The organism is Stenotrophomonas sp. GW821-FHT09E08, from assembly GCF_059416125.1.
The window spans coordinates 1-25003 of record NZ_JBWKOO010000022.1 but is presented as its reverse complement, the minus strand read 5'-3'; the positions used below and the strand labels follow the sequence as shown (position 1 = coordinate 25003).

The 25003-nt window shown below is 64.6% G+C and carries 23 protein-coding genes and 10 tRNA genes; 10 read left to right on the top strand and 23 right to left on the bottom strand.

Annotated elements, in window-relative coordinates:
• Position 1 precedes the first annotated feature (1 nt).
• From AC07M7_RS19920 to AC07M7_RS19855, 14 genes are all read right to left on the bottom strand, one after another.
• A tRNA-Asp gene (locus AC07M7_RS19920) sits at positions 2–75 on the bottom strand.
• An 83-nt stretch (positions 76–158) separates the two neighbouring features.
• Positions 159–235 (bottom strand) — tRNA-Asp (locus AC07M7_RS19915).
• Positions 236–318: 83 nt separating this feature from the next.
• Positions 319–395, bottom strand: a tRNA-Asp gene (locus AC07M7_RS19910).
• Positions 396–421: 26 nt separating this feature from the next.
• A tRNA-Val gene (locus AC07M7_RS19905) sits at positions 422–496 on the bottom strand.
• Positions 497–507: 11 nt separating this feature from the next.
• A complete protein-coding gene (locus tag AC07M7_RS19900) occupies positions 508–780 on the bottom strand; it encodes an HU family DNA-binding protein (protein ID WP_004146343.1) in 273 nt (90 codons plus the stop codon).
• 217 nt (positions 781–997) lie between these two features.
• A complete protein-coding gene (lon, locus tag AC07M7_RS19895; RefSeq protein ID WP_495208120.1) occupies positions 998–3448 on the bottom strand; it encodes an endopeptidase La in 2451 nt (816 codons plus the stop codon).
• Positions 3449–3590: 142 nt separating this feature from the next.
• Positions 3591–4880, bottom strand: a complete 1290-nt coding sequence (clpX, locus tag AC07M7_RS19890; RefSeq protein WP_004146319.1) for an ATP-dependent Clp protease ATP-binding subunit ClpX — start codon at positions 4878–4880, stop codon at positions 3591–3593.
• A gap of 126 nt (positions 4881–5006) precedes the next feature.
• Positions 5007–5633 carry an ATP-dependent Clp endopeptidase proteolytic subunit ClpP gene (gene clpP, locus AC07M7_RS19885; protein WP_004146318.1) on the bottom strand — a complete coding sequence of 209 codons (627 nt, stop codon included), beginning with the start codon at positions 5631–5633 and terminating at the stop codon, positions 5007–5009.
• A gap of 76 nt (positions 5634–5709) precedes the next feature.
• Positions 5710–7005, bottom strand: coding sequence for a trigger factor (tig, locus tag AC07M7_RS19880; RefSeq protein WP_495208119.1), 1296 nt, complete (start codon positions 7003–7005; stop codon positions 5710–5712).
• A 188-nt stretch (positions 7006–7193) separates the two neighbouring features.
• A tRNA-Leu gene (locus tag AC07M7_RS19875) sits at positions 7194–7278 on the bottom strand.
• Between the two features lie 155 nt (positions 7279–7433).
• Positions 7434–7880 (bottom strand): hypothetical protein, encoded by a 447-nt coding sequence (locus tag AC07M7_RS19870; protein WP_495208118.1) that lies wholly within the window; start codon positions 7878–7880, stop codon positions 7434–7436.
• 78 nt (positions 7881–7958) lie between these two features.
• A tRNA-Lys gene (locus AC07M7_RS19865) sits at positions 7959–8034 on the bottom strand.
• Between the two features lie 197 nt (positions 8035–8231).
• Positions 8232–8307: transfer RNA gene (locus AC07M7_RS19860), tRNA-Lys, on the bottom strand.
• A 79-nt stretch (positions 8308–8386) separates the two neighbouring features.
• A tRNA-His gene (locus tag AC07M7_RS19855) sits at positions 8387–8463 on the bottom strand.
• Positions 8464–9178: 715 nt separating this feature from the next.
• Here AC07M7_RS19855 and AC07M7_RS19850 point away from each other — a divergent pair.
• From AC07M7_RS19850 to AC07M7_RS19835, 4 genes are all read left to right on the top strand, one after another.
• Positions 9179–10099, top strand: a complete 921-nt coding sequence (locus tag AC07M7_RS19850; RefSeq protein ID WP_495208117.1) for a hypothetical protein — start codon at positions 9179–9181, stop codon at positions 10097–10099.
• 253 nt (positions 10100–10352) lie between these two features.
• Entirely contained in the window at positions 10353–10598 is a 246-nt protein-coding gene (locus AC07M7_RS19845) for a hypothetical protein (RefSeq protein ID WP_495208116.1), read from the top strand.
• 102 nt (positions 10599–10700) lie between these two features.
• Positions 10701–11141, top strand: coding sequence for a hypothetical protein (locus tag AC07M7_RS19840; RefSeq protein WP_495208115.1), 441 nt, complete (start codon positions 10701–10703; stop codon positions 11139–11141).
• A 7-nt stretch (positions 11142–11148) separates the two neighbouring features.
• Positions 11149–11493, top strand: coding sequence for a hypothetical protein (locus AC07M7_RS19835; RefSeq protein WP_495208114.1), 345 nt, complete (start codon positions 11149–11151; stop codon positions 11491–11493).
• A 72-nt stretch (positions 11494–11565) separates the two neighbouring features.
• Here AC07M7_RS19835 and AC07M7_RS19830 read toward each other — a convergent pair.
• Together AC07M7_RS19830 and AC07M7_RS19825 are read right to left on the bottom strand one after the other, a co-directional pair.
• Positions 11566–11642, bottom strand: a tRNA-Arg gene (locus AC07M7_RS19830).
• Between the two features lie 38 nt (positions 11643–11680).
• Positions 11681–11757, bottom strand: a tRNA-Pro gene (locus AC07M7_RS19825).
• A 180-nt stretch (positions 11758–11937) separates the two neighbouring features.
• On the opposite strand from AC07M7_RS19825, the gene AC07M7_RS19820 reads away from it, so the two are divergent.
• Together AC07M7_RS19820 and AC07M7_RS19815 are read left to right on the top strand one after the other, a co-directional pair.
• Positions 11938–12696, top strand: a complete 759-nt coding sequence (locus AC07M7_RS19820; protein WP_136639741.1) for a Bax inhibitor-1/YccA family protein — start codon at positions 11938–11940, stop codon at positions 12694–12696.
• 112 nt (positions 12697–12808) lie between these two features.
• Complete coding sequence (locus AC07M7_RS19815) at positions 12809–13429, top strand: flavin reductase family protein (RefSeq protein ID WP_136639742.1); 621 nt, start codon at positions 12809–12811, stop codon at positions 13427–13429.
• A gap of 3 nt (positions 13430–13432) precedes the next feature.
• On the opposite strand, the gene AC07M7_RS19810 is transcribed toward AC07M7_RS19815, so the two are convergent.
• From AC07M7_RS19810 to grxC, 7 genes are all read right to left on the bottom strand, one after another.
• On the bottom strand, positions 13433–14194 hold the full coding sequence (locus AC07M7_RS19810) for a sulfite exporter TauE/SafE family protein (protein ID WP_495208113.1): 762 nt from the start codon (positions 14192–14194) through the stop codon (positions 13433–13435).
• Between the two features lie 25 nt (positions 14195–14219).
• Positions 14220–15128: a LysR family transcriptional regulator gene (locus AC07M7_RS19805; protein ID WP_495208112.1), complete on the bottom strand. Its 909-nt coding sequence runs from the start codon at positions 15126–15128 to the stop codon at positions 14220–14222.
• Positions 15129–15181: 53 nt separating this feature from the next.
• Complete coding sequence (locus AC07M7_RS19800; protein ID WP_295379992.1) at positions 15182–15925, bottom strand: cysteine hydrolase family protein; 744 nt, start codon at positions 15923–15925, stop codon at positions 15182–15184.
• Between the two features lie 220 nt (positions 15926–16145).
• Positions 16146–16547: a hypothetical protein gene (locus AC07M7_RS19795; protein WP_428710330.1), complete on the bottom strand. Its 402-nt coding sequence runs from the start codon at positions 16545–16547 to the stop codon at positions 16146–16148.
• Positions 16548–16688: 141 nt separating this feature from the next.
• Entirely contained in the window at positions 16689–17693 is a 1005-nt protein-coding gene (locus AC07M7_RS19790) for an isocitrate dehydrogenase (RefSeq protein WP_136639746.1), read from the bottom strand.
• 357 nt (positions 17694–18050) lie between these two features.
• Entirely contained in the window at positions 18051–18443 is a 393-nt protein-coding gene (locus AC07M7_RS19785) for a carboxymuconolactone decarboxylase family protein (RefSeq protein WP_495208111.1), read from the bottom strand.
• Positions 18440–18730, bottom strand: coding sequence for a glutaredoxin 3 (gene grxC, locus AC07M7_RS19780; RefSeq protein ID WP_004146039.1), 291 nt, complete (start codon positions 18728–18730; stop codon positions 18440–18442). Before grxC ends, AC07M7_RS19785 begins: the two co-directional genes overlap by 4 nt.
• 142 nt (positions 18731–18872) lie before the next feature.
• Here grxC and AC07M7_RS19775 point away from each other — a divergent pair, with 142 nt between their 5' ends.
• The 4 genes from AC07M7_RS19775 (at position 18873) to ppk1 (ending at position 24855) form a co-directional block, all read left to right on the top strand.
• Entirely contained in the window at positions 18873–20519 is a 1647-nt protein-coding gene (locus AC07M7_RS19775; RefSeq protein WP_495208110.1) for a M48 family metalloprotease, read from the top strand.
• A gap of 116 nt (positions 20520–20635) precedes the next feature.
• Positions 20636–21325 (top strand): phosphate regulon transcriptional regulator PhoB, encoded by a 690-nt coding sequence (gene phoB, locus AC07M7_RS19770; RefSeq protein WP_004146035.1) that lies wholly within the window; start codon positions 20636–20638, stop codon positions 21323–21325.
• 106 nt (positions 21326–21431) lie between these two features.
• Positions 21432–22763, top strand: coding sequence for a phosphate regulon sensor histidine kinase PhoR (gene phoR / locus AC07M7_RS19765; protein ID WP_495208109.1), 1332 nt, complete (start codon positions 21432–21434; stop codon positions 22761–22763).
• A gap of 4 nt (positions 22764–22767) precedes the next feature.
• Positions 22768–24855 carry a polyphosphate kinase 1 gene (gene ppk1, locus AC07M7_RS19760; RefSeq protein ID WP_046986953.1) on the top strand — a complete coding sequence of 696 codons (2088 nt, stop codon included), beginning with the start codon at positions 22768–22770 and terminating at the stop codon, positions 24853–24855.
• Positions 24856–25003: the final 148 nt, after the last annotated feature.

The following is a 25003-nucleotide window of genomic DNA, read 5'->3' as shown; positions in this document are numbered from 1 at the left end:
GCGGAGCGGACGGGACTCGAACCCGCGACCTCCGGCGTGACAGGCCAGCATTCTAACCAGCTGAACTACCGCTCCGCATTGTTACCTTTTTTGTTTTCTGCCGATCTGGACCGGGAAGAAGACAAGGCCCCCAGCTTTCGACCGGGGGCCTCGATGAATGGCGGAGCGGACGGGACTCGAACCCGCGACCTCCGGCGTGACAGGCCAGCATTCTAACCAGCTGAACTACCGCTCCGCATTGTTACCTTTTTTGTTTTCTGCCGATCTGGACCGGGAAGAAAACAAAGCCTCCAGCTTTTGGCCGGAGGCCTCGTTGAATGGCGGAGCGGACGGGACTCGAACCCGCGACCTCCGGCGTGACAGGCCAGCATTCTAACCAGCTGAACTACCGCTCCACACTCAAACTTTTACCGCGGTGCTGTGGTGGGTGCTGAGGGTTTCGAACCCCCGACCCTCTCCGTGTAAAGGAGACGCTCTACCGCTGAGCTAAGCACCCCAGCGAGCCGCTTAGTTTACAGCATCCTTCAGGGCCTTACCAGCCTTGAACGACGGATTCTTCGAAGCAGCGATCTTGATGGTGTCGCCGGTCTTCGGGTTGCGGCCGGTGCGGGCAGCACGGTCGCGGACCTGGAAGGTACCGAAGCCAACCAGGGTGACCGCATCGCCGTCCTTCAGCGCCTTGGTGACGGCAGCAACGACGGCATCGACAGCGCGGCTGGACTCGGCCTTGGTCAGGTCGGCAGCTTCAGCAACGGCATCGATCAATTCGGTCTTGTTCATTCTTTACAACTCCTTTGGCGGTGGGTTCCGCAGATTCGACAGGGAAGCAACCGCACGCCTTCTGCATGCGGCCGCCATGTGGAAACGGTTCGCTGATTCAGTCATCGCCGACAGCGATCACTCATTCGCGAGTGCTGCTTTTATACCAGTGGCCCTACCCCCACGCAAGCTGGAAAGCCAGCAACGACGCGGGTTTCAAGCCATTGGACAGCGCGCGTCAATGCTTGACGCGCGCGCTTCCACTCGGTTTGGCCTTGCTACGCACCGTGACGCGTTGCGCACTCTTGCGCGCCTTCTTCGGTGCCAGCGGACGCTCCAGCGCCAGGTCCAGGACTTCTTCGATGTACTTCACCGGCACGATCTGCAGATCGCGGGTGACGCTGGCCGGGATGTCGGCCAGGTCCTTGCGGTTCTCTTCGGGGATGATGACGGTGCGGATACCGCCACGCAGTGCGGCCAGCAGCTTCTCCTTCAGGCCACCGATGGCAGTGACGCGACCACGCAGGGTGATCTCGCCGGTCATCGCCACATCGGCACGCACCGGCACCTTGGTCAGCATCGACACCAGCGAGGTGACCATCGCTGCACCGGCGCTGGGGCCGTCCTTCGGCGTGGCGCCATCGGGCACGTGCACGTGCACGTCGTGCTTCTGCAGGAAGTCGCTGTCGATGCCAAAGCCCACCGCACGCGAACGCACCACCGACAGTGCCGCCGACGCCGATTCCTTCATCACGTTGCCGAGCTGGCCGGTCAGGATCAGCTGGCCCTTGCCCGGCACCAGTGTCGATTCGATCTGCAGCAGATCGCCGCCCACCTCGGTCCAGGCCAGGCCGGTGACCAAGCCGATCTCGTTCTCTTCCTCGGCGCGACCGAAGTCGAAGCGGCGCACACCCAGGTACTTGTCCAGGTTCTTCCCGGTCACGCTGACCAGCGCCTTGGACTTCTTCGCGCCCTTCTTCGCCTTCACCGGCTGCGGGCCGGCCAGCGCGATTTCCTTCACCACCTTGCGGCAGATCTTGGCGATCTCGCGCTCCAGGTTGCGCACGCCCGATTCGCGCGTGTAGTAACGCACGATGTCCTGGATGGCATCGGCGCCGATTTCCAGCTCTTCCGGCTTCAGGCCGTTGGCCTTGATCTGCTTGGGCGACAGGTAACGGGTGGCGATGTTGAGCTTCTCATCCTCGGTGTAGCCGGGGATGCGGATCACTTCCATGCGGTCCAGCAGCGGGCCCGGAATGTTGAGTGAGTTCGAGGTGGCCACGAACATCACTTCGGACAGGTCCAGGTCCACTTCCAGGTAGTGGTCGTTGAAGGCGTTGTTCTGCTCCGGATCGAGCACTTCCAGCAGCGCCGACGACGGATCGCCACGGAAGTCCATCGACATCTTGTCGATCTCATCCAGCACGAACAGCGGGTTCTTGCTGCCCACCTTGTTGAGGTTCTGCACGATGCGGCCCGGCATCGAACCGACGTAGGTGCGGCGATGGCCACGGATCTCGGCCTCGTCGCGTACGCCACCCAGCGACATGCGCACGAACTTGCGGTTGGTGGCCTTGGCGATGGACTGGCCCAGCGAGGTCTTGCCCACGCCCGGCGGACCAACCAGGCACAGGATCGGCCCCTTCATCTGCTTCACCCGCGACTGCACTGCCAGGTACTCAAGGATGCGTTCCTTGACCTTCTCCAGGCCGTAGTGATCGGCGTCCAGGGTGTCCTGCGCGGCCTTCAGGTCCTTGCGCACCTTGCTGCGCTTCTTCCACGGCACGCCCAGCAGCCACTCCAGGTAGTTGCGCACCACCGCCGCTTCAGCCGACATCGGCGACATCTGCTTGAGCTTGTTCAGTTCGTTGCGCGCCTTGGTTTCCACCGGCTTGGGCATGCCCGCTTCAGCAATCTTGCGGGCCAGCTCTTCCAGCTCGCCCGGTGCGTCGTCGAGGTCACCCAGTTCCTTCTGGATGGCCTTCATCTGTTCGTTGAGGTAGTACTCGCGCTGGCTCTTCTCCATCTGCGACTTCACGCGGCCGCGGATGCGCTTTTCCATCTGCTGCACGTCGATCTCGCCGTCGACCAGGCCGACCAGCATCTCCAGGCGGTCGCCCACCGCCAGCGTTTCCAGCAGGCGCTGCTTGTCAGACAGGCGCACGCTGATGTGCGCGGCAATGGTGTCGGCCAGACGCGCCGGCTCATCGATGCCGGACAGGGTCTGCAGCAACTCCGGCGGCAGCTTGCGGTTGGTCTTCACGTACTGCTCGAACAACGACATCAGCGAGCGGGCGATCGCCTCGACCTCGCGCGCTTCGCGTTCGTCGGTGGCGTCGATCTCCACGGCCTGGCCATGCAGCGAGCCGTTGCGCTCGTCGACGTGGGTCACCTGCACGCGCGACAGGCCTTCGACCAGCACCTTGATGGTGCCGTCGGGCAGCTTCAGCAGCTGCAGCACCTGCGCCAGCGTACCGACCTGGTAGAGGTCGGCCGCATGCGGGTCATCGGTCTCGGCCGACTTCTGCGCCAGCAGCAGGATGCGCTTGTCCGCTTCCATTGCCTGTTCGAGCGCGTGCATGGACTTGTCACGGCCGACGAACAGCGGGATGACCATGTGCGGGAACACCACTACGTCGCGCAGCGGCAGGACCGGCAGGTCGAGGGTTTCACTTGGGGAACGGGCCATGGGGGCTCCAGGGAAGGGGAAAACCGCCTCCGGGAGGGCATCTTCCGGAGACAAAAAAAGCCGATGGCCCCGTTATGGGGCCATCGGCTTTCAGATGCAAGGCGTTCGTTCAAAATCCTTTCAAATCAAAAACTTGAAAGGATCACTCGGCGCCTGCGGCCTTCTGTTCGGGGGCCGCCGGGGTCTGGTAGATCAGGTACGGCTCGGACTTGTGCTCGATCACCGACTCGTCCACCACCACCTTGCTGACGTTTTCCTGCGACGGCAGGTCGTACATGGTGTCCAGCAGAACCGATTCGACGATGGTGCGCAGGCCACGGGCGCCGGTCTTGCGCTTGAGCGCCTTCCTGGCAATGGCCGACAACGCGTCCGGACGGAACTCCAGCTCGACGTTCTCCATCTCGAACAGCTTCTTGAACTGCTTGGTGATGGCGTTCTTCGGCTCGGTCAGGATCTTGATCAGGGCCGGCTCGTCCAGCTCCTCCAGGGTCGCCACCACCGGCAGGCGGCCGACGAACTCGGGGATCAGGCCGAACTTGATCAGGTCTTCCGGCTCGACTTCAGCCAGCACCTTGCCCACTTCCTGCTTGCGCTCGGCGCTCTTCACCTTGGCGCCGAAGCCGATGCTGCCGACGTCGGTGGAACGGGCCTGGATCACCTTGTCCAGCCCGGCGAACGCGCCGCCGCAGATGAACAGGATGTTCTTGGTGTCCACCTGCAGGAATTCCTGCTGCGGGTGCTTGCGGCCACCCTGCGGCGGAACGCTGGCCACGGTGCCTTCGATCAGCTTCAACAGGGCCTGCTGCACGCCTTCGCCGGACACATCGCGGGTGATCGACGGGTTCTCGCTCTTGCGCGAGATCTTGTCGATTTCATCGATGTAGACGATGCCCTGCTGTGCCTTCTCGACGTCGTAGTCGCACTTCTGCAGCAGCTTCTGGATGATGTTCTCCACGTCCTCGCCCACGTAACCGGCTTCGGTCAGCGTGGTGGCGTCGGCCATGGTGAACGGCACGTTGAGCAGGCGGGCCAGGGTCTCGGCCAGCAGCGTCTTGCCCGAACCGGTCGGGCCGACCAGCAGGATGTTCGACTTGGCCAGTTCGACCTCGTCGTTCTTCTGCCGGCTTTCGATGCGCTTGTAGTGGTTGTACACAGCCACGGCCAGGGTACGCTTGGCACGGTTCTGGCCGATCACGTACTGGTCGAGGACCTCGAGGATCTCGCGCGGTTTGGGCAGCGAGCTGCGCGCCGACTGCGCCTTTTCCTCAAGTTCCTCACGGATGATGTCGTTGCACAGCTCCACGCATTCATCGCAGATGAACACGCTCGGACCCGCAATCAGCTTGCGCACTTCATGCTGGCTCTTGCCGCAGAAAGAGCAGTAGAGGATCTTGCCGGTGTCCGTGGAACGACCTTGGCGGTCTTCGCTCATGCTTCGCTTACCCAGTTACCCCACCCGCTGAACGGGGGTTCGATTCGAGAATAGCACAGGGCCGGAGGGACACCAGTCCCGCCCGACCCTGCAGGAACGGGACCTCCAGGGCCCCGTGATGATGGCTCAGCCGGCCTGGATCGACTCATCCGGACGACGCTCCAGAACCTGGTCGACCAGACCATAGGCCTGTGCCTCGAACGCGCTCTTGAAGTTGTCGCGCTCGGTGTCGCGGGCGATCGTCTCCAGCGACTGGCCGGTGTGCTTGGCCAGCACTTCGTTCAGGCGCGAACGCAGGGTCAGGATCTCACGCGCGTGGATGTCGATGTCGGTGGCCTGGCCCTGGTAGCCACCCAGCGGCTGGTGGATCATCACGCGCGAGTTCGGCAGCGCATAGCGCTTGCCGGCTTCGCCCGCGGCCAGCAGCAGGGCGCCCATCGAGGCGGCCTGGCCGATGCAGGTGGTGCTCACATTCGGCTTGATGTACTGCATGGTGTCGTAGATCGCCATACCGGCGGTGACCACGCCACCCGGCGAGTTGATGTAGATGTTGATGTCCTTTTCCGGGTTTTCCGATTCCAGGAACAGCAACTGCGCCACCACCACGTTGGCCATGTGATCGTCGATCGGGCCCACCAGGAAGATCAGGCGCTCCTTCAACAGGCGCGAATAGATGTCGTAGGCACGCTCGCCGCGGCTGGTCTGCTCGACCACCATCGGAACCAGGTTCAGGGCTTTGGTTCGGTTGTCCATTACGTGAGGTACCTATCTTGGGGGAAAACAACCCCGCGCCGGGACAGGCGCGGGGCATCCGGTGATCCGCCCGGACTTACTGGCGGATCGCGTCCTGGAACGACAGCTTTTCTTCAGTGTGCTGGGCACGCTCGGCGATCCAGTCGATCACCTGCTCTTCCATCACGCGGTTCTGCAGGCCAGACATCAGCTGGGGGTCGTTGCGGTACATCTCAATGACCTGTTCCGGCTCTTCATAGGTCGAAGCGATCAGGCGCATCGTTTCGTTCAGGCGCTTGGCTTCCAGGCGCAGATCGTTGACGCGGGCCACTTCACCGACCAGCAGACCGACCAGCACGCGCTTGGCGGCAGCATCCTTGAAGCCTTCATGGGCATCGGCCGGGATCTCACCGACGTTCTGGCCATTGCGGCGGATCTGCTCGACCTGCTGGGCCAGCATGGCGCGGGCTTCGTTCTCGACCAGGCGCGGCGGCATCTCCACCGAGGCATAGGCGGCGATCAACTGCTCGCCCACTTCACGGCGCAGGCGGTTCATCAGGGCGCCCTTCAGCTCGCGCTCCAGGTTGGCGCGGATGTCGCTGCGGAACTGCTCGACGTCGCCGCCCTTCACGCCGAAGCTCTTGATGAAGGCTTCGTCGACCGCCGGCACGACCGGCTCGGACACTTCGGCGACCTTGACGGTGACCTGCACGGTTTTGCCAGCCAGCACCGGCACGCGCCAGTCCGCCGGGAACTCGACGTCCAGCGTCTTTTCTTCACCCTTGGCCAGGCCGACCAGGCCCTTTTCGATGGTTTCGAACATCATGCCCTGGCCGAGCACGATCGAACCCTTCTCGGTGCCCTCGGCCGGCAGGCGCTCTTCGCCGGCCTGCGACCAGGTTTCCACCGCGACCAGGTCACCGTCCTGCGCGCCACGGCTGACCGGGGCCCAGGTGCGACGCTGGTTCTGCAGGTTCTCGATCATCTGGTCGATGTCGGCATCGGTGATCTCGGCGCTGTGGCGCACGACGGTCAGCTTGCTGACGTCGATGTCGCCGAAGTCCGGCACCACTTCCACGGTGGCGACGAAGGAGAATTCACCTTCGTCACCCTTGTCGATGCGCGGGCTGCCGACGATGCGCAGGTCGTGCTCGCGCACGGCCGCGTCGAAGGTCTCGCGCAGCAGTCCATCCAGCGCCTCGCCACGGACCTGCGCGCCGAAGCGATGCTCGATCACCTTGGCCGGCACCTTGCCCGGACGGAAACCCTTGATGCGGGTTGTACGGGCGATTTCGCCCAGGCGGCCGACGATGTGGCTCTGCAGACGGTCTTCCGGCAGCGAGAAGCTCAGGCGGCGTTCCAGGTTGCCGGTGGATTCGATCGAAGCTTGCATGTTGACTCCTGCCACCGGTGGCCCAGGCCCCCGGCTCGATGATTGGGATGAAACGGTTGTAAGGACACGACGTCTGGGACGCGCCTGCTTGCCGCAGCCCTTTAGTTTCGCCCAATTTGGCCTGCACTGCCAGCGCGTGCCGGTCAAGGGGCGCAGATGGCCCAATCAGGGCGGGGACAGGCCGGCACTGGTGCGAAAGGGGGGACTCGAACCCCCACGCCTTGCGACACTGGAACCTAAATCCAGGGCGTCTACCAATTCCGCCACTTTCGCGTGGCCGGCACAGGGATTCATTGTCGCAGGCGGGGCTGGAAAGCGAAAGGCATGACAAAGATGAATGTGCGCCCGTCCCGCAATCCAAGCGCGCAAGGCAGGCCGTGCGACAGCCAGAGGGCCCGGAAGACCGGAGCCATTCCGGGCCCGGCAGGTTACTTCACCGGCGCGACCAGCTCCGCGCCCGCCTTGTCCACTTTGTGTACCTCGACGCCCTGCCCATCGGTCGAATGGCGAATCTCCACATCGGCCGCCGCCGGATCGGCGGGCGTCGCACCCGTTTCACCGGCATGCATGCCAGTTCCGGCCTGCTGCGTGGGAATCGAATCGGTACCGGCCGGCCGCTCGACCGTGCGGGAGGGATCCTGCCCCGGCGTTTCGCTTCTACCGCAGGCCGACAATGCCATCACCAACAGGCCCGCTCCAACCAGCTTCGTGCTTCGGTTCACTCGCAACATCGACGTGCTCTCCAACATGCGCTTTGCGCGGAACATCCATTGGGAGTGATGCAGCGCGCGCCCGGTGAGATGCAGAGCACAGCATTGAAAACACTGATGACGCATGTAACCCGGTTTCAAGCATCCCTGGTGGATCCACGTCATGCGTGGAAGTGCGACTACAGCTGATCGCCCGAGCGCAGGCAAGAAAAAAGCCACTTGGCGGACCAAGTGGCTTTTGTCTGGTGGGCTGTCAAGGATTCGAACCTTGGACCTATTGATTAAGAGTCAACTGCTCTACCAACTGAGCTAACAGCCCGAAATCGGGGCGCGAATTATGACCCGATCCGCTCGGTGGGCGCAAGCACTTTTTTCAACAGCGTTGAAAGCAGCACTACGATCCCGCTCCCGCAGAAGACCCGCACCAGGCGGGACTCCGCAGCGTGTCCGCCATCGAATCGAAGGGGTCACACTTATAAGAAAAAAGCCACCCGGCATGCCAGGTGGCTTCTGTCTTGGTGGGCCGTCAAGGATTCGAACCTTGGACCTATTGATTAAGAGTCAACTGCTCTACCAACTGAGCTAACGGCCCGTGAAACTCAGACGCACATTGTAGCGTGCCTTCTGTTTATTGCAATACCGTGTCGGCTGCGCCGATGCGGTTGAATCAGTGGGGTGGCTGAGGGGATTCGAACCCCCGACCACCGGAATCACAATCCGGTACTCTAACCAACTGAGCTACAGCCACCACTGAAACTTTCGTCCCTGCATCGATACCACTGACACTTGGACTTGATGCGTTGCGACTGGGCAGAACCAGAAGTCCGTGCCCCGAAGCGAGTCCGGCATTTTCCGGGAGTCGCTCGGGAATTGCAAGCACTTCTTCACATTGATGTGCAGGGGGAGGAACAGGGTTTTCCGCTCCCCCCGCGCTCGCTCAACCCGGCACCGCGATCACGTCGACCGCACCTGCGAAGTGGAGCATGGGCCATGGCTGCTCTGCCGGGATCGCGTGCAACGTAGCTGCATGCACGCCCGGGAATGCCAGCGCCACCTCTCCCCTGCGTGGTCTGCAACGGCAGGCACGGCAGCACCTCTCCGTCGAGCAACGGACCCATCGCGTTGCGTGCCACATCCCACCTGGAAACACACGGCGGGAAAGCGATGGCCTGTCGTCCTTGCGTGTTATCAGGATCTCCGATGTCGATGCCCGGCACATCGATCACGTCGAACGACACAGTGAGCGCAAGCACTATCGAACGCAGGCACTTCCCTGCCCTGCGTTGCACCTTCCACCACGCCTGATCAATCCATCATTGCGTGAATGTAATGTGAACAAATGGCGAACAAATCCCGAATCGGAATGGGGGGGATCCATTCATACAACGTTAGCTGCTGGACATGGAAGGCGAGATGCGCGTTTGCAACCATGCCGGTTCCTGCAATGAAGGTGAGATCAATTGATGAGCAAGCGGCTAATCGGATTCGTCGCGCTGGCAGCAGTGCTGGCAGTGGCAGCCGTTGCAGTGTCCAGCTACCGGCAGCAGGCGACTGTCGATGCCACACAGGGAGAATCCGGAAAGCGTGGCAGCCAGGAGGACGGGGCGGCCCAGGGAAGTCAGCTTCCGACGTCGGGGGCAGCGATCGCACAGAGGCTTGAGAGGGACAACAAGATCCCGCCAGGCTCGTACAAGGCCGTGGGACCGAAGGCCTACGAAATCGTCAGGGGACATGAGTTCCGCCCTCCCGGTGACGCTCTCGCCCACGTCAAGCAACTGATGCTGCGCTCCGAATCCGGAGATGCCACGGCAACCCACGAAATCTATCTCACCATCGAGCAGTGCCGGACTTTTACCTCCGACCGCGCTGACACGCTTGCCGAGTCGGCCGCCAGTGTCGGTGCGGGCGGATGGTTCCTGGAAAGGTCCGAGCGGATCCTCAAGGAGTGCGAATCACTGGTACTGGACCAGGACATCTATCAAACAGACTGGCTCTCGAAGGCTGCCGCCATGGGCTCGCAGGAGGCTATGCGCGCTTACTCGCTGTCTCCGGAGAAGGTGATCGGTTCGCTCGATGACGCCATCCGTGATCCAGCGAAGCTCGAACGCTGGAAGGAAACAGCGCTCAACTACCTCGACGCGCTGGCTGCCCAAGGAAACATATCCGCGCTCGGCGATCTTGAACGGGCGTACGCATCCGGCAGTTTCACCAATCCCGACGCGTCGCGCGCTTGGGCATACGCACGCACGGTGCAGAGGATCAATCCGCGCCTGGTCACGAATGAAGACCTGATGCGCTACGAAAACAACCTGACTCAGGAGGAGAAGGCCAACTCACGAAAGCTTGCTGAAAAAATCTACCAGAACTGTTGCATCCTGAAATAGGGGAAAGGAATAGATGGAAACTGTGGGAAACAAGGACACTTTTAGGTTCAGGGCCAAGCATCTCTCGGTCCTGCTCGCAACGCTGGCGCTTCTGACCACCTGGGAAGCGTATGCGGCAAAACGCGGCGTTCTCCAGTGCAGCGAGTGCGCGGTAACCGTCCCGAATCCGGATGAAGCCACTTACCGTGTGCTTTCCAACGAACGAGCGCGCCTGAGCCCCAGCAGCGGAACCGTGTGGCAGGTTGCAAACCGGATGAAACCCGGAGACACGTTGACCGTGTGCAATGGCATCGTCTGCGCTGACTACACCCTGCGCGAGAACAAGACATTCGATAGTGGCAACGTCATTTCCACGGTCCTGCCACCGCCTGCACAAGGTGGCGGTGGCGGTGGCGGTGGCGGCGGCGGTGGTGGCAGCGGCCCGATCGGCGGCGGCTGTTACGGCAACTGCGGTGGCGGCGGTGGCAAGGTGCGCGTGGGCGACCTGGAACAGATGTGACCCATCAGGGATGCACTGGAGCAGAGTGACTCCACCGCAACACAAGGAAGGCCAGCGCACTGCGCTGGCCTTTTCCTTTGTCGATCGCGTTGCCCCATTCCAATGCCGGGCTGCCCCTGTGCCTTCGGGCAAAGGGGACTGCTGCCGGGCTTTGAACCACGCACGGCGCCGCAACCCGGGGGCGAGGCGCAAAGGGGCAACATCGCCTACGTCATCAATCAGCACGCCAAGAGCCTTGCTTTCTCCCAACTCGGCGCGACCACGCAGCAGCACTATCGAGACTATGCGAAGGCAATCAAGGTGTTCCCCCTGAAGAACGGGAGCAAGCTTGGTGATGCCGTGGTGGACCGCTTGTCGCCAGAGTCTATCCGCCGGCTGATCGACATCATTGCCCAAGGCAGGCCCGGAACGAAGCCTGGTGATGCCGCCATTCCCGGCTATCCGACCAAGGCGAACCATTGGCTCAGCTACCTGCGCCGCGTCTTTGGCTGGGCACACATTCGATCTAACCCTGTCGACGCTGAAGGGGCATCTTCTGATTGAAGAGCAGTTGGACAACTTCATTACTGCTCGCCTCCCCAATCCAGGCGCCCTAGAGGGAGCACGCCTCACATTTGATCTGAAGATCAAATTGGCGCATGCGATCGCGTCGGAGGACCGCCCAGAAGTCTGGCTCGCGCTACGAAAGCTGAACAAACTGCGCAATTCGCTCGCCCGCAAGCTGGACGATTCTAAGGACCAGGGGCTATTGGAGGAATTCGTCCAGGCCACCGAAAGCGCAGGCTATGTGGATCACTTCAACCTCTCGCTTGAGGACAGGTTTGGGGTGTGCATCTACTACTGGCACGTGTCCTACCCGCATCATCTGGCGGTGAAAAAAGGAGCGAGATCCTAGCCGGATTTCCGGAGCCATTTTCGGAGCCAGCCAGAATGACTGCCAAACTTGCGCGCAAGTTATTGATATATATGGCGCGCCCGACAGGAATCGAACCTGTAACCGCCGGCTTAGAAGGCCGGTGCTCTATCCAGTTGAGCTACGGGCGCCCAGACCGAACGGTGTCCAATCCGACATGGCGTGGGATTGGTCGGGGTAGAGGGATTCGAACCCCCGACATCCTGCTCCCAAAGCAGGCGCGCTACCAGACTGCGCTATACCCCGATCTTGCAATCCCCTCGGGCCGTGCCCGGGGAGCTCGCCATTGTCGCCAAGCGCATCGCGAACTGTCAACGCGGGATGTGCAGACCCGAAGCCTGCCACAGCGCCGAAAGCAGTCATCGGCTATGCTCGCGACCATCGGCCGGATGGCCGTCCTGACCTTCATTCGCACGGAGAACACGCATGCGCAGCGGCAACCCGGCTCTTTCCGAGTCCACCTTCCTCGACCTTGCCAGTGGCTCGGTGGTGACCAGCCCCGACCAGGCCATGACCCTCAACGGCACCGTCAACAAGACCGGCTTCCTGCTGCTGTTGACCGTGCTGACCGCCGCCTTCGCCTGGAACCAGACCATCGATGATTACGGCCAGGTCATGGCCGGCGCCAAGCTGTATGCCATGGGCGGCGCCATCGGCGGCCTGGTGCTGGCGCTGATCACAGTGTTCAAGAAGGAATGGTCGCCGGTCACCGCACCGATGTACGCGCTGGTCGAAGGCCTGTTCCTGGGCGCGATCTCGGCGCTGTTCAACGCCAAGTTCCCCGGCATCGTGTTCCAGGCGGTATTGCTGACCTTCGGCACCCTGTTCGCGCTCCTGTTCGCTTACCGCAGCGGCCTGATCAAGGCCACCGAAAACTTCAAGATGGGCGTGGTCGCGGCAACCGGCGGCATCGCCCTGCTCTACCTGGCCTCGTTCGTACTGAGCTTCTTCAACATCAACGTGCCGGTGATCCACGACTCCAGCTTGCTGGGCATCGCCTTCAGCCTGTTCGTGGTGGTCGTGGCCGCGTTGAACCTGGTGCTGGATTTCGACTTCATCGAAACCGGGGTCGCCCAGCGCGCGCCGAAGTACATGGAGTGGTATGGCGCATTCGGCCTGATGGTGACCCTGGTGTGGCTGTACGTGGAGTTCCTGCGCCTGCTGTCGAAGATCCAGCAGCGCTGAGTCACGCCATGGCGTAAACGACAAGCCGCGATCCGTGAGGGTCGCGGCTTTTTCGTAGCGCCGAGACGGATGTAAAACCAGTCGAGCAAGCTCGACTCTACCGAAGCCACCTATGCCCGACACCTTCCACAGCTACCGCCCGGCCGACGGCCATCGCCTGCCACACGACCCATTCAACGCCATCATCGGCCCGCGCCCGATCGGCTGGATTTCCAGCTGCGATGGCGAGGGCACCCTGAACCTGGCGCCCTACAGTTTCTTCAACGCCTTCAACTACACCCCTCCGATCATCGGCTTCTCCAGCCAGGGCCGCAAAGACTCGTTGCGCAACATCGAAGCCACCGGTGAGTTCGTCTGGAACCTGGCCACCTTCGACCTGGCCGAGGCAATGAACGAAAGCTGCCGCGCGGTCGCCGCGGACGTCGATGAGTTCGCCCTGGCCGGACTGACCCCGTTGGCGTCTACGCAGGTCGCGCCACCCCGTGTGGCACAGAGCCCGGTGAGCATGGAATGCCGCTGCACCCAGATCGTGCGCCTGCTCGATGCCGCCGGCCAGGACACCAACGGCTGGCTGGTGCTGGGTGAAGTGGTTGCGGTGCATATCGATGCAAGGCTGCTGGTCGATGGCATCTACGATACCGCGGCAGCGGCCCCCATTCTGCGCGGCGGTGGCCCCGCCGATTACTTCCGGATCGGCGCCGAACAGCGCTTCCGCATGTTCCGCCCGGCCTGAACCTCAGCCGGTGACGGAGCGCGCCAGCAGCACCGGCAGCGACGACGCCAGCAACGCGATGCCTGACACGGTCAGCAGGCCCAGCACGACCTGCCGGAAGCGTGCCTCGCTGATGCCGATGTAGACCCGCGCGCCCAGCAGGGTCGGCACCAGCATGGCCGGTGCCACGATGGCGAAATAGGGCAGCATCTGGCGGTCCACCAGACCACTGCCGACGTAGGTGGCCATGGTCACCGCCAGCATCGCCAGGTTGAAGTTCTGGATGACCGCGCGCTGCTCGTCCTTGCCGAAGCCGCGCAGCGTGCTCCACAGCGTCGGTACCGGGCCGGCAAAGCCACCGATGCCGCTGAGCACGCCACCGGCCATGCCGGCGATCGCGTCCCCGAAACGGCCTCCGGCGGTGATCGGCGGCAGCGAGCGCGCCACCAGCATCACCGGGCACCACAGTGCCAGGAAGCCACCCAGAAGCGCCTTGAACCAGTTCATATCGAGCTGCGGCAGCACCATCACGCCCAGCGGAATACCAGCCAATCCACCGAGCACGAACGGCAGCAGCAGGCGCAGGTTGAAGCCGCGGCGTACGGTGAACACGGCTACCAGCTGGCCAACCAGCGCGCCGAACACCGACAGCGTGGCCGCCAATCGCGGCTCCAGCCCCCACGCCCAGAACGACATCGCCACCATGCCGAAAGCGAAACCGGACAACCCCTGCACGAATCCGGCGACGATCGCACCGAGCGCGACCAGCAGATACACCGATTCCATCACCACCCTCGCTATGACCGCGCGGCTAACCTGTTGCGCCGATCTGTGCAGCGTAGTGCGCGGCGAGGTGCTCGACCAGCGCGCGCACCTTGGGGGCGAGTGCCCTGGCATGCGGATAGAGCGCGAAGTAGCGGCGCTGGCCTGCATGCCACGCTGGCAACACGCGGATCAGTCGACCGGCGCGCAGGTCTTCCTGCACGGTAAGCGCAGTGAACAGGCTGATGCCCATTCCAGCCAGTGCGGCGGCATGCAGCGCTGGCGTCGCGTCCACCCGCAGACGCTGGCCGGCCTCGATGCTGGCGCTGGCACCGCGCGGCCCCTGCAACTGCCATGGCGACATCGCAGGCGTAGGACTGAAGCCCAGCAGGGTGTGCTGCCGCAGGTCCGCGGCCTGCCGTGGCAGGCCGTGCCGGGCCAGGTAAGCAGGCGCCGCCACCAGGATGCGTGGACAACTGGCCAGTTCGCGCGCGACCAACTGGCTGTCCGGCAACGAAGCCGCGATGCGCAGCGCCAGGTCGAAGCCGCCGCCGACCACGTCGACCAGCTGGTCATCGGCAGAAAGATCCAGCGTCACCTGCGGGTAGCGCTGAAGGAATGAGGGCAGCCAGTGCGGCAACTCCTGGCTGGCAACCACCTGCGGCACGCTGATCCGCAGCGTGCCACTGGGCTGTGCCTGGCCGGCACGCGCATGCTCGTCCGCTTCCTGCAGCCGATCCAGCAGCGCTGCCGCTTCCCGGTAGTAATCGCGCCCGGCTTCGGTCAGCGACAGCCGGCGGCTGTTGCGATCGAGCAGGCGCACCTGCAGGTGTTCTTCCAGCTGCCGCAGTTGCCGCGACATCGCCGAATGGGTGGTACCCAGGCGCTCGGCGGCAGCAGTGAAGCTGCCTGCGTCGACGATGGCGCGCAGCGCACGCAGGGCGGCGAAGTGATCCATCGGCGGGCGGCTCCACGTGTCGGGGCCCACGGCATGCGGGCCCCACCAGCTTATCAAGCGCGGTCGCCGGCCTTGCGCACCGGCAGCGCCAGGATCGCGTCGGTACTCATGACATCGCCGAAGGTGTCTTCGATCTGCGCCAGCGAGGCGTCATGCAGCGCGCGATGACCGATGCGCTGGCCACCGGCCAGGTCCAGGTCGCGACTGGCGGTTGCATCGGATGACACGATCACCCGGTAACCACGCGGTGCGGCTGCGGCATCGCGGGCGGCACCGGCCACGCAGGCATGGGTCTGCAGGCCAGTGACGATCAGGGTGTCGATGCCGGCATCCTTCAGCACCTGGTCGAGCACGGCCGCCGAGTCACCGGCGAACACGCTGACGTTGTCCTTCTGCACCACGGTCTCGCCCTGGCGCGGCTGCAGATCACGATGGAAGGCGGCGTTGACGCTGCCCTGCGCGAACAGCGGCGCGCCGGCCGGCAGCACATGCTGCACGTGGATCACGCGGATGCCTTGGGCATCGGCAAATTCGACCACCCGCTTCGCCTGGCGCAGCGCCGCCACGCCATCGGGGATGACCATGCGGCCACCGGCAAAGCCCGAGGCGGCACTGGCATCGAAGTACTCGTTCTGGAAGTCGATCACCAGCACGGCGGTCCTGGCCGCATCCAACGAGGTCGCGACCGGTGCGCCCGCCATATGCCGGATGGTGGGATGCGCCGGCTCGGCGGCGGCCAGCGGGGACAGGGTCGCCATGCCGATCAGACTGGCCAGGCCAAAGGTATTGAGGTTCATCGTCGCGCTCCTGTGCGCTGGAAAGTGGACACAGGATGCGGAACGCGGCATGCACGGACCAGCCAGAAAAGCGCACATGATCTGTGCGTTTTTTGCACAGAAAGAAACCCCTGGAACGTCATGCTGTTGGTCTTGTGCACCTTAGTGAACACTTCTCCGCCGGTGCTGCGGGCCAGCCAGAAGGCGTAGCGAGGGTGCGCTACTGGTCAAAAGCACGTGACTACACCGCAGTGCCGTTCAGGCGCAGCACCCAAGCATGCTGACTGCCGACTACGACCTCGGCGTTGTTGTCGCCAGCACGCAAGGCCTGCTCCTGGCCGGACGCGAACTTCACCGGCACGCCGGCCAGGGTGTGCAGTTGCTGCGGCCCGCTCATACTTCCCCAGGTGAGCAACACGTACGGCCCGTGCAGCGAATACACCGGGGAATCGGCAGGAACAGCGAACACCTGCATCCAGCGCGCCTCACTCGGCGTGAGCCGGCGCAGCGGCGCTCCCTCGCGGCTCAGGCGGGACAATGCGCGTTGCGCGCGCGAGGCGGGCCAGAAGTAAACGGAGTACACAGCCACACCGAGCATATAGATCGCAACGGCGGCGAGGACCCACCAGGTCGTAGAGGACATGCAGGACTCCTGCGCCCGTAGCAGTTGAGGAGCGAAAACGCAGACAGGCCCGCTTCAACGGGCCTGTCGCGCATTGCATGCATCGGTATCGGTGCACATCGGGAGTCGCGTGCCGCGTCCCGCTGTGCACATCCAGACCGCTTACAGGCGGCTGGCGATCGCCTTGGCGAAGCCCATCGTGTTGCCAGTGCCGCCGAGGTCGCCGGTCAGCGAATCCTTGGCTTCCATGGTGGCCACGATGGCCTTGCGCAGGCGCTCGGCGTTTTCCGGCTGGCCGATATGGTCCAGCATCTGCGCGGCTGCCAGCAGCAGCGCGCACGGATTGGCCTTGCCCTGGCCGGCGATATCCGGCGCGGTGCCGTGCACGGCCTCGAAGATTGCCGCGTCCTTGCCGATGTTGGCACCCGGGGCCAGGCCCAGGCCGCCCACCAGGCCGGCGCACAGGTCGGAGATGATGTCGCCGAACAGGTTGGTGGTGACGATCACGTCGAACTGTTCCGGACGCATCACCAGCTGCATGCAGCAGTTGTCGACGATCATTTCCTGGAATTCGATGTCCGGGTACTGGGCGGCGACTTCACGGGCGACGTTCAGGAACAGGCCCGAGGTCGACTTGATGATGTTGGCCTTGTGCACCGCGGTGACCTTCTTGCGGCCGACACTGCGGGCCAGCTCGAAGGCATAGCGCACGATGCGCTCAGAGCCCTTGCGGGTGATACGGGTGCCGGAGAAGGCGGTCTCGCCATCGGCCGACACTTCCTGGCCTTCAGCCAGGTAGGCGCCTTCGGTGTTCTCACGAACGGTGATCAGGTCGACGTTGTCGAAACGCGACTTGGTGTTCGGGAAGGTATGGGCCGGACGCACGTTGGCGTACAGGTCGAAGTGGCGGCGCAGGCTGACGTTGATCGAGGTGAAGCCACCACCGACCGGGGTGGTCAGCGGGCTCTTCAGCGCGACCTTGTTGCGCGCGATCGATTCCAGGGTCACCGCCGGCATCAGGTCGCCGTGCTTTTCCAGGGCCACCAGGCCGGCGTCAGCGTCTTCGTACTCCAGGCCAGTCTTGAGCTGGTCGAGCACGTACAGGGTGGCGTCCATGATTTCCGGGCCAATGCCGTCGCCGCGGATGACCGTAATTTTCTGCGTCATTGATCGATGTTCCGAACAGGGGGAAAAACGCCGTCCGGACGTGCCCGGAAACGCCGGCGCAAAGGAAGTTTCACCCGCAATTATGCCTGAGCCGGGGCCGAGGTCCCAAATAGCCCATGGTCCCACTCCCCGGCTCAGGCAGAATTGCCCACGCGTTCCTCCTCTACCCCCGCCTTCGGCGCGCCCCTCCAACAAGAAGGGGCTCCTGGGTTGTTGGATCGCGGGAAAGGCCCCTCGCGGGTGCGGTAGTGCCGGCCGCTGGCCAGCAACCTCGGCCATGTCGGGTTAACGGGATGCCGGCCAGCGGCCGGCACTACCGGGAGGGCCACAGGGCCCGGTTCCCGGCCACCGCCAGGCTCAGTGCTCGTGCGCTCCGGGGGCGGCAGCACCGCCTTCGAGCTGGTCGAGGAAGTCGACCGCTCGGCGCAGGTGCGGGATGACGATGGAACCGCCGACCACCAGGCCGACCGAGAAGGTCTCGAAAAACTCTTCGCGGGTCACCCCGGCATCCTTGCACTGGGCTACGTGGTAGCTGATGCAGTCGTCGCAGCGCAGCACCATCGAGGCCACCAGGCCCAGCAGCTCCTTGGTCTTCACATCCAGCGCGCCGGCCTGGTAGGTCTGCGTGTCCAGCGCGAAGAAGCGCCGCACCACCTGGTTCGGTTCGCCCAGGATGCGCTCGTTCATGCGCTTGCGGAAGTCGGTGAACTCGGCGATGCGGTCCTTGCTGCCGTCGTCGGCCGCGCTCATGCCTGGCCCTGCCCGGCCAGCAGCGGCTCGAGCTTGCCTTCACGGTGCAGGGCCATCATGTCGTCGTAGCCGCCCACGTGGACGTCGCCGACGAAGATCTGCGGCACGCTGGTACGGCGGGTCCTGGCCATCATCTTCTCGCGCTCGACCGGGTCCAGGTCGATGCGGACCTCGGTCCACTGCTGTCCCTTGCTCTTCAGGAAGTTCTTGGCGGCCACGCAGTACGGGCAGACGGCGGTGGAATAGATGGTGATGGCGGGGGCACCGCCGGCGGTCTGGGCTGTCACGGGAAACTCCACGATGGATCGACGGTCCATATATGGTACCGGTGCGCTGGAATTTCCACGCCACGGCCGCAACACTGTGGATTAACGAATGGTTGCCCCCTGCCCTGCCACGCTTGGTGCGCCCCGCCCGAGGACCTTCTGCTTGCGAGCCCTGCTGCTGACTACCGCCGTCACCCTGGCCCTGGCCATGCCGTTGGCCCAGGCCCAGGAGAAGCTGCCCGACATCGGCTCCTCGGCCGGCGAGCTGCTGACCCCGGCGCGCCAGGCCGAGTACGGCGCGATGATGCTGCGCGAGCTGCGCAACTACGGCTACCTGCTGGACGATCCGCTGGTCAACGACTGGCTGCAGACCATGGGCACCCGGCTCGGCTCCAACAGTGACCAGCCACGCCAGCCCTACACCTTCTTCGTCATGAAGGACCGGCAGATCAATGCCTTCGCCACCCTGGGCGGCTACATCGGCGTCAATGCCGGCCTGGTGCTGACGGCCGAGCGCGAGGACGAGGTGGCGGCGGTGCTGTCGCACGAAATCGCCCACGTCACCCAGCAGCACGTACTGCGCGGGGTCGAGCGCGCCCAGCGCGACCAGATCCCGATCCTGCTCGGCATGCTGGCGGCCGTAGTGGCCGCCCAGGCCAGCAACAGTTCGTCCTCGGGCAACGCGACCATGGCCGCGATCAGCTCGGGCATGGGCCTGATGCAGCAGCGCCAGATCAACTACACCCGCTCCAACGAGTCCGAGGCCGACCGCCTCGGCATCCGCACGCTGGCGCGCAGCGGCTACGACGTGGATGCGATGGCCGGCTTCTTCGAGAGGATGTCCGCAGCAATGCGCGGCAACGAGGGCGGCTACAGCGTCCCCGAGTTCCTGCGCACGCACCCGGTCAACATCACCCGCATCAGCGAAGCCAAGGCCCGCGCCGACCAGATGAAGAAGGACACGGTGCTGCTGACCACCAGTACCCCCAGCGGTGAGCGCAAGGAACGGGTGGACCCGGCCGATCCAAGCCTGGCCGAACCGCTGCTGCGTGGAAACAACCCGTTGCTGCCCAGCAGCGTGCTGCGCATTCCGATGGGCCAGCTCAGCCGTGGCGCCAGCGGCGACTTCGATTGGGCACGCGAGCGCCTGCGCGTGCTCAGCGCGGATTCCACCGCTGAGCTGGAGCGCGAGTATGCGGACATGGCCAAACGCCAGAAGGACGGCCTCAACGATGCCCAGCGCTATGGCCAGGCCCTGGCCATGATGCGAGGCGGCCGCAGCGGCGCCACGCAGGCCCGGCAGACGCTGGCGGGCCTGCTGCAGACCCGCCAGGACAACCTGTGGCTGGCACTGGCGCTGGGTGAGGCCGAACTGCGCGCCGGGCAGACCGCCCAGGCCAACAGCCGCTTCGAGCAGCTGCTGCGCGAGCACCCCAACAGCCGCCCGGTGGCGCTGACCTATGCCGAAATCCTGAACGAACAGGGCAACCGCGAGGCCGGCCAGCGCGCTCAGGCCATGTTGCGGCCTCTGCTGTCGCAAAGTGGTAACGATCCGGTCTTCCAGCAGCGTTACGCCCGCGCCAGCGAACTGGCCGGTGACAGCGTGCGGGCCAGCGAGGCCTATGCCGAGGCAGCGTTCCTCAGCGGGCGGCCGGAACAGTCGCTGATGCAGCTGCAGGCGCTCAAGCGCAATCCGGCGCTGGACTATGTGGGGCGGGCCCGGGTGGACGCGCGCATCGAAGCGATCACCCCCACCGTGCTGGAACTGCGCCGGCAGGGCGTGCAGGACCCCGATCTGGACCGCCGCTGAGCGCTGCATGACCGGCCGATGGCACTGAGCGCGGGTTCCGGCCGGTTGGTCACAAACATGTCATCAAACCGTAGTCTACTGGCACCACTCCAGTAACCGAGCCCTACGGTGTCCTCGTGCAGAAACGCATCCTGATCGTCGACGACGAGCCCGCGATCCGTGAAATGGTCGCCTTCGCCCTGCGCAAGGGCGATTACGAACCGGTCCACGCCGGCGACGCCCGCGAGGCCCAGACCGCGATCGCCGATCGCGTTCCGGACCTGATCCTGCTGGACTGGATGCTGCCCGGCACCAGCGGCCTGGACCTTGCCCGCCGCTGGCGCAAGGAGACCCTGACCCGCGAAGTGCCGATCATCATGCTGACTGCCCGTGGCGAAGAGAACGACCGCGTCGGTGGCCTCGAAGCCGGCGTTGACGACTACGTGGTCAAACCATTCTCGGCGCGCGAACTGCTGGCCCGCATCCGCGCGGTCATGCGCCGTGCCCGCGAGGACGACGAGGACGGCAGCGTTGCGGTCGGCCCGATCCGCATCGACGGCGCCGCCCACCGCGTGTTCGCCAACGACCAGCCGGTGCCGATCGGCCCGACCGAATACCGGCTGCTGCACTTCTTCATGACCCATCCGGAACGCGTCTACACCCGCGCCCAGCTGCTGGACCATGTATGGGGCGGCAGCGTGTACGTGGAAGAGCGAACCATCGACGTGCACATCCGCCGCCTGCGCAAGACGCTGGAACCGTTCAACGCCGAGAACATGGTGCAGACCGTGCGCGGCGCTGGTTATCGCTTCTCCACGTCCACCTGAGTCTCGTCGTGGCGGCGCCGCGCACCCGCGGGTGCCGGCGCCGGCAACTCTGCTATAACCCTCGGTTCACCCCAGTGAACCGCCGCACTTCAACGACGAGATCGCAATGCCCCGCCACATCCGCTCTGCCTGGTTGAAGACCCTGGCCACTGTCGCCGCGGTACTGCTGTTCTCCGGACTGGTGGGGTGGTTCACGGGCCACCTGTGGTTGTGCATCGCACTGGGCGCGCTGGCGACCCTCACCTGGCACTACTGGCGCCTGCGAACCGTGCTGCGCCGGCTGACCGCGCGCCAGCGCTGGGACACCGCCGAGGAAGGCACCGGCGTCTGGAACGAGCTGGATCGCCTGCTGTACCGCAACCAGGTGGAGATGCGCGTGCGCAAGCGCCGCCTGCTGGACATGCTGCGCAGCTACCGCGCCGCGGCCGCCGCGCTTCCCGATGCGGTGGTGGTGCTGGATCGCAACAGCCAGCGTGTGCAGTGGTTCAACGAGGCCGCCACCGCCCTGCTCGGCCTGCACCATCCCGGCGACCTGGGTGAGGCGCTGGTTGAGCGCCTGCAGCCGATGCCGCTGGCGCACTGGCTGGCCGGCGGCCGCAATGCCGAGCCGATCCTGGATGTTCCCTCGCCGGTCGATCCGGCAATCCGCCTCAACCTGCGCCTGATTCCCTATTCGTCGGATTACTGGCTGCTGATCGCCCGCGACGTCAGCAAGCTGCTGCGCCTGGAACAGGTGCGCCGCGATTTCGTGGCCAACGTTTCACATGAGCTGCGCACGCCGCTCACCGTGGTCCACGGCTACCTGGACATGATGGACCCGGAAGATTTCCCGGGAACCGGACCGATGCTGGAAGAAATGCGCAAGCAGAGCCAGCGCATGGCCCAGCTGGTGGAAGACCTGTTGACCCTGTCGAGGCTGGAATCGCAGGAGCACAGCGAGGAGGAGACCGTGGCGATGCAGCCGATGCTGGCGACGCTGCGCCGCGAGGCCGAAGCGCACAGCCAGGGCCGCCACCAGATCAGCATCGACGACCTGGCCGGCGTCGACCTGCAGGGCTCGACCAAGGAACTGCACAGCGCGTTCTCCAACCTGGTCACCAATGCCGTGCGCTACACCCCGGCCGAGGGCCGCATCGCGGTCGAGTTCCGTCGCGAAGGCGATGGCGCGGTGCTGGCGGTACGCGACTCCGGCTATGGCATCCCGGCCAGCCACCTGCCGCGCCTGACCGAACGCTTCTACCGTGTCTCCAGCAGCCGTTCGCGCGAAAGCGGCGGTACCGGCCTGGGCCTATCCATCGTCAAGCACATCCTCGGCCTGCATCACGCACGGCTGGAGATTGAAAGCGAAGTCGGCAAGGGCTCGGTGTTCTCCTGCCATTTCGATGCCGACCACGTGCGCCCGCGCAAGTCCGCCCCCCTGACCTCCATCGAAGAATGACGCCATGAGCAGCCTCGGATCCCTCCCCCTCCCCGTGAGCCCGGACAACGATCCGTTGCGCGACCCGGCGCTGTACATCAACCGCGAACTGTCTCAGCTGGATTTCAACTTCCGCGTGCTGGCCCAGGCGATGGACCCGCAGGTGCCGCTGCTGGAGCGCCTGCGCTTCATGTGCATCTCCTGCACCAACCTCGACGAGTTCTTCGAGATCCGCGCCGCCGCGGTGCGCCATGCGCAGGAATTCGGCCTGCCACCGGCGCCGGATGGAATGAGCCCGCAGGCCATCCTCAACGCCATCCACGACCGCGCCGCGGAACTGGTGGACCAGCAATACCGCTGCTGGAACCAGACACTGCGCCCGGCATTGATGGAGGCCGGCATCGGCGTGCTCGGCCGTCACTCCTGGACGCACCGACAGAAGCGCTGGCTGCGCGCGTACTTCCGCAACGAGATCATGCCGGTGCTGTCACCGCTGGGCCTGGACCCGGTGCACCCGTTCCCGAAGATCCTCAACAAGTCGCTGAACATCGTGGTGGTGCTGAAGGGTACCGATGCGTTCGGCCGCACCGGCCACCTCGCCATCGTGCGCGCGCCACGCTCGCTGCCGCGCATCATCCAGCTGCCGGAGAAGCTCGGCGGGCCGCAGAACTTCGTGTTCCTGTCCTCGGTGCTGTCCACCTTCGTCGACGAGCTGTTCCCTGGCCTGGAAGTCCAGGGCGCCTACCAGTTCCGCGTCACGCGCAACTCCGAGCTGGTGGTGGACGAGGAAGAAGTGGAGAACCTGGCGCTGGCCCTGCGCGATGAGCTGGTCGACCGTGGCTACCGCCCGGCGGTGCGGCTGGAGATCGCCCATGACATGCCGCGCGAGATCGTGCGCACCCTGCTGCAGAATTTCGGCCTGACCGAGAACGCGGTGTACCGCATTGACGGCCCGGTCAACCTCAACCGCATCATCCAGCTGTACGACCTGATCGCACAGCCCGACCTGAAGTACCCGCCGATGACCCCGCGCACGTTGCGCGACAGCGACGGCATCTTCGAGACCACGGCCCGCCAGGACCTGCTGCTGCACCACCCGTTCGATGCCTTCACCGCCGTGCTTGACCTGATCCGGCAGGCGGCGATCGACCCCAACGTGCTGGCGATCAAGCAGACCCTGTACCGCACCGGCAAGGATTCGCTGATCGTGGACGCACTGATCCAGGCCGCACGCAACGGCAAGGACGTGACCGTGGTGGTCGAGCTGCGCGCCCGTTTCGATGAAGAAGCCAACCTCGGCCTGGCCGATCGCCTGCAGGAAGCCGGCGTGCAGGTGGTGTATGGCGTGGTCGGCTACAAGACGCACGCCAAGATGCTGCTGATCGTGCGCCGCGAGGGCCGCAAGCTGCGCCGCTACGTGCACCTGGGCACCGGCAACTACCACAGCGGCACTGCCCGGGCCTACACCGACATCAGCCTGATCACCGCCGACGCGGACATCGGCAACGACGTGCACCTGCTGTTCCAGCAGCTGTCCGGGCTGGCCTCGAAGATGAAACTCAAGCGCCTGCTGCAGTCGCCCTTCACCCTGCACACCGGCATCCTCGGCCGCATCGAACGCGAAACGCGCATCGCGGCTGCCGGGCGCCCGGCGCGGATCATCGCCAAGATGAACGCACTGAACGAACCGCAGGTGGTGCGCGCGCTGTACGCCGCCTCGCAGGCCGGTGTGCAGATCGACCTGATCATCCGTGGAGCCTGCACCCTGCGCCCCGGCGTGCCGGGCGTGTCGGACAACATCCGCGTGCGCTCGATCGTCGGCCGCTTCCTCGAGCACAGTCGCGTGTACTGGTTCGGCAACGACGGTGCACCGGAGCTTTACTGCGCCAGCGCCGACTGGCTGGAACGCAACCTGCTGCGTCGGGTCGAGACCTGCTTCCCGATCCTCGACCCGGGACTGGCCAAGCGGGTGTACCGCGAGGTCCTGCAGAACTACCTCGATGACAATCTCAACGCCTGGGACCTTGACGCCGACGGTATCTACCACAAGCGCACCCCGGCCCACGACGAAGCCCCGCATTCTGCGCAGATGGCATTGATGCAGGGGCTCTGACCCGGTAGGTGCCGACCTTGGTCGACACCCACCAACAGTCGCGCAGAACGCCGTCCCGGCAGATCGCAGAGAACTGTCGAAGGCGGGGTGGGTCCGGTTGCGGGGGCGTGAGCCGCATGGGCCCGAGGCATGCCTCGGGCGGGTTGGG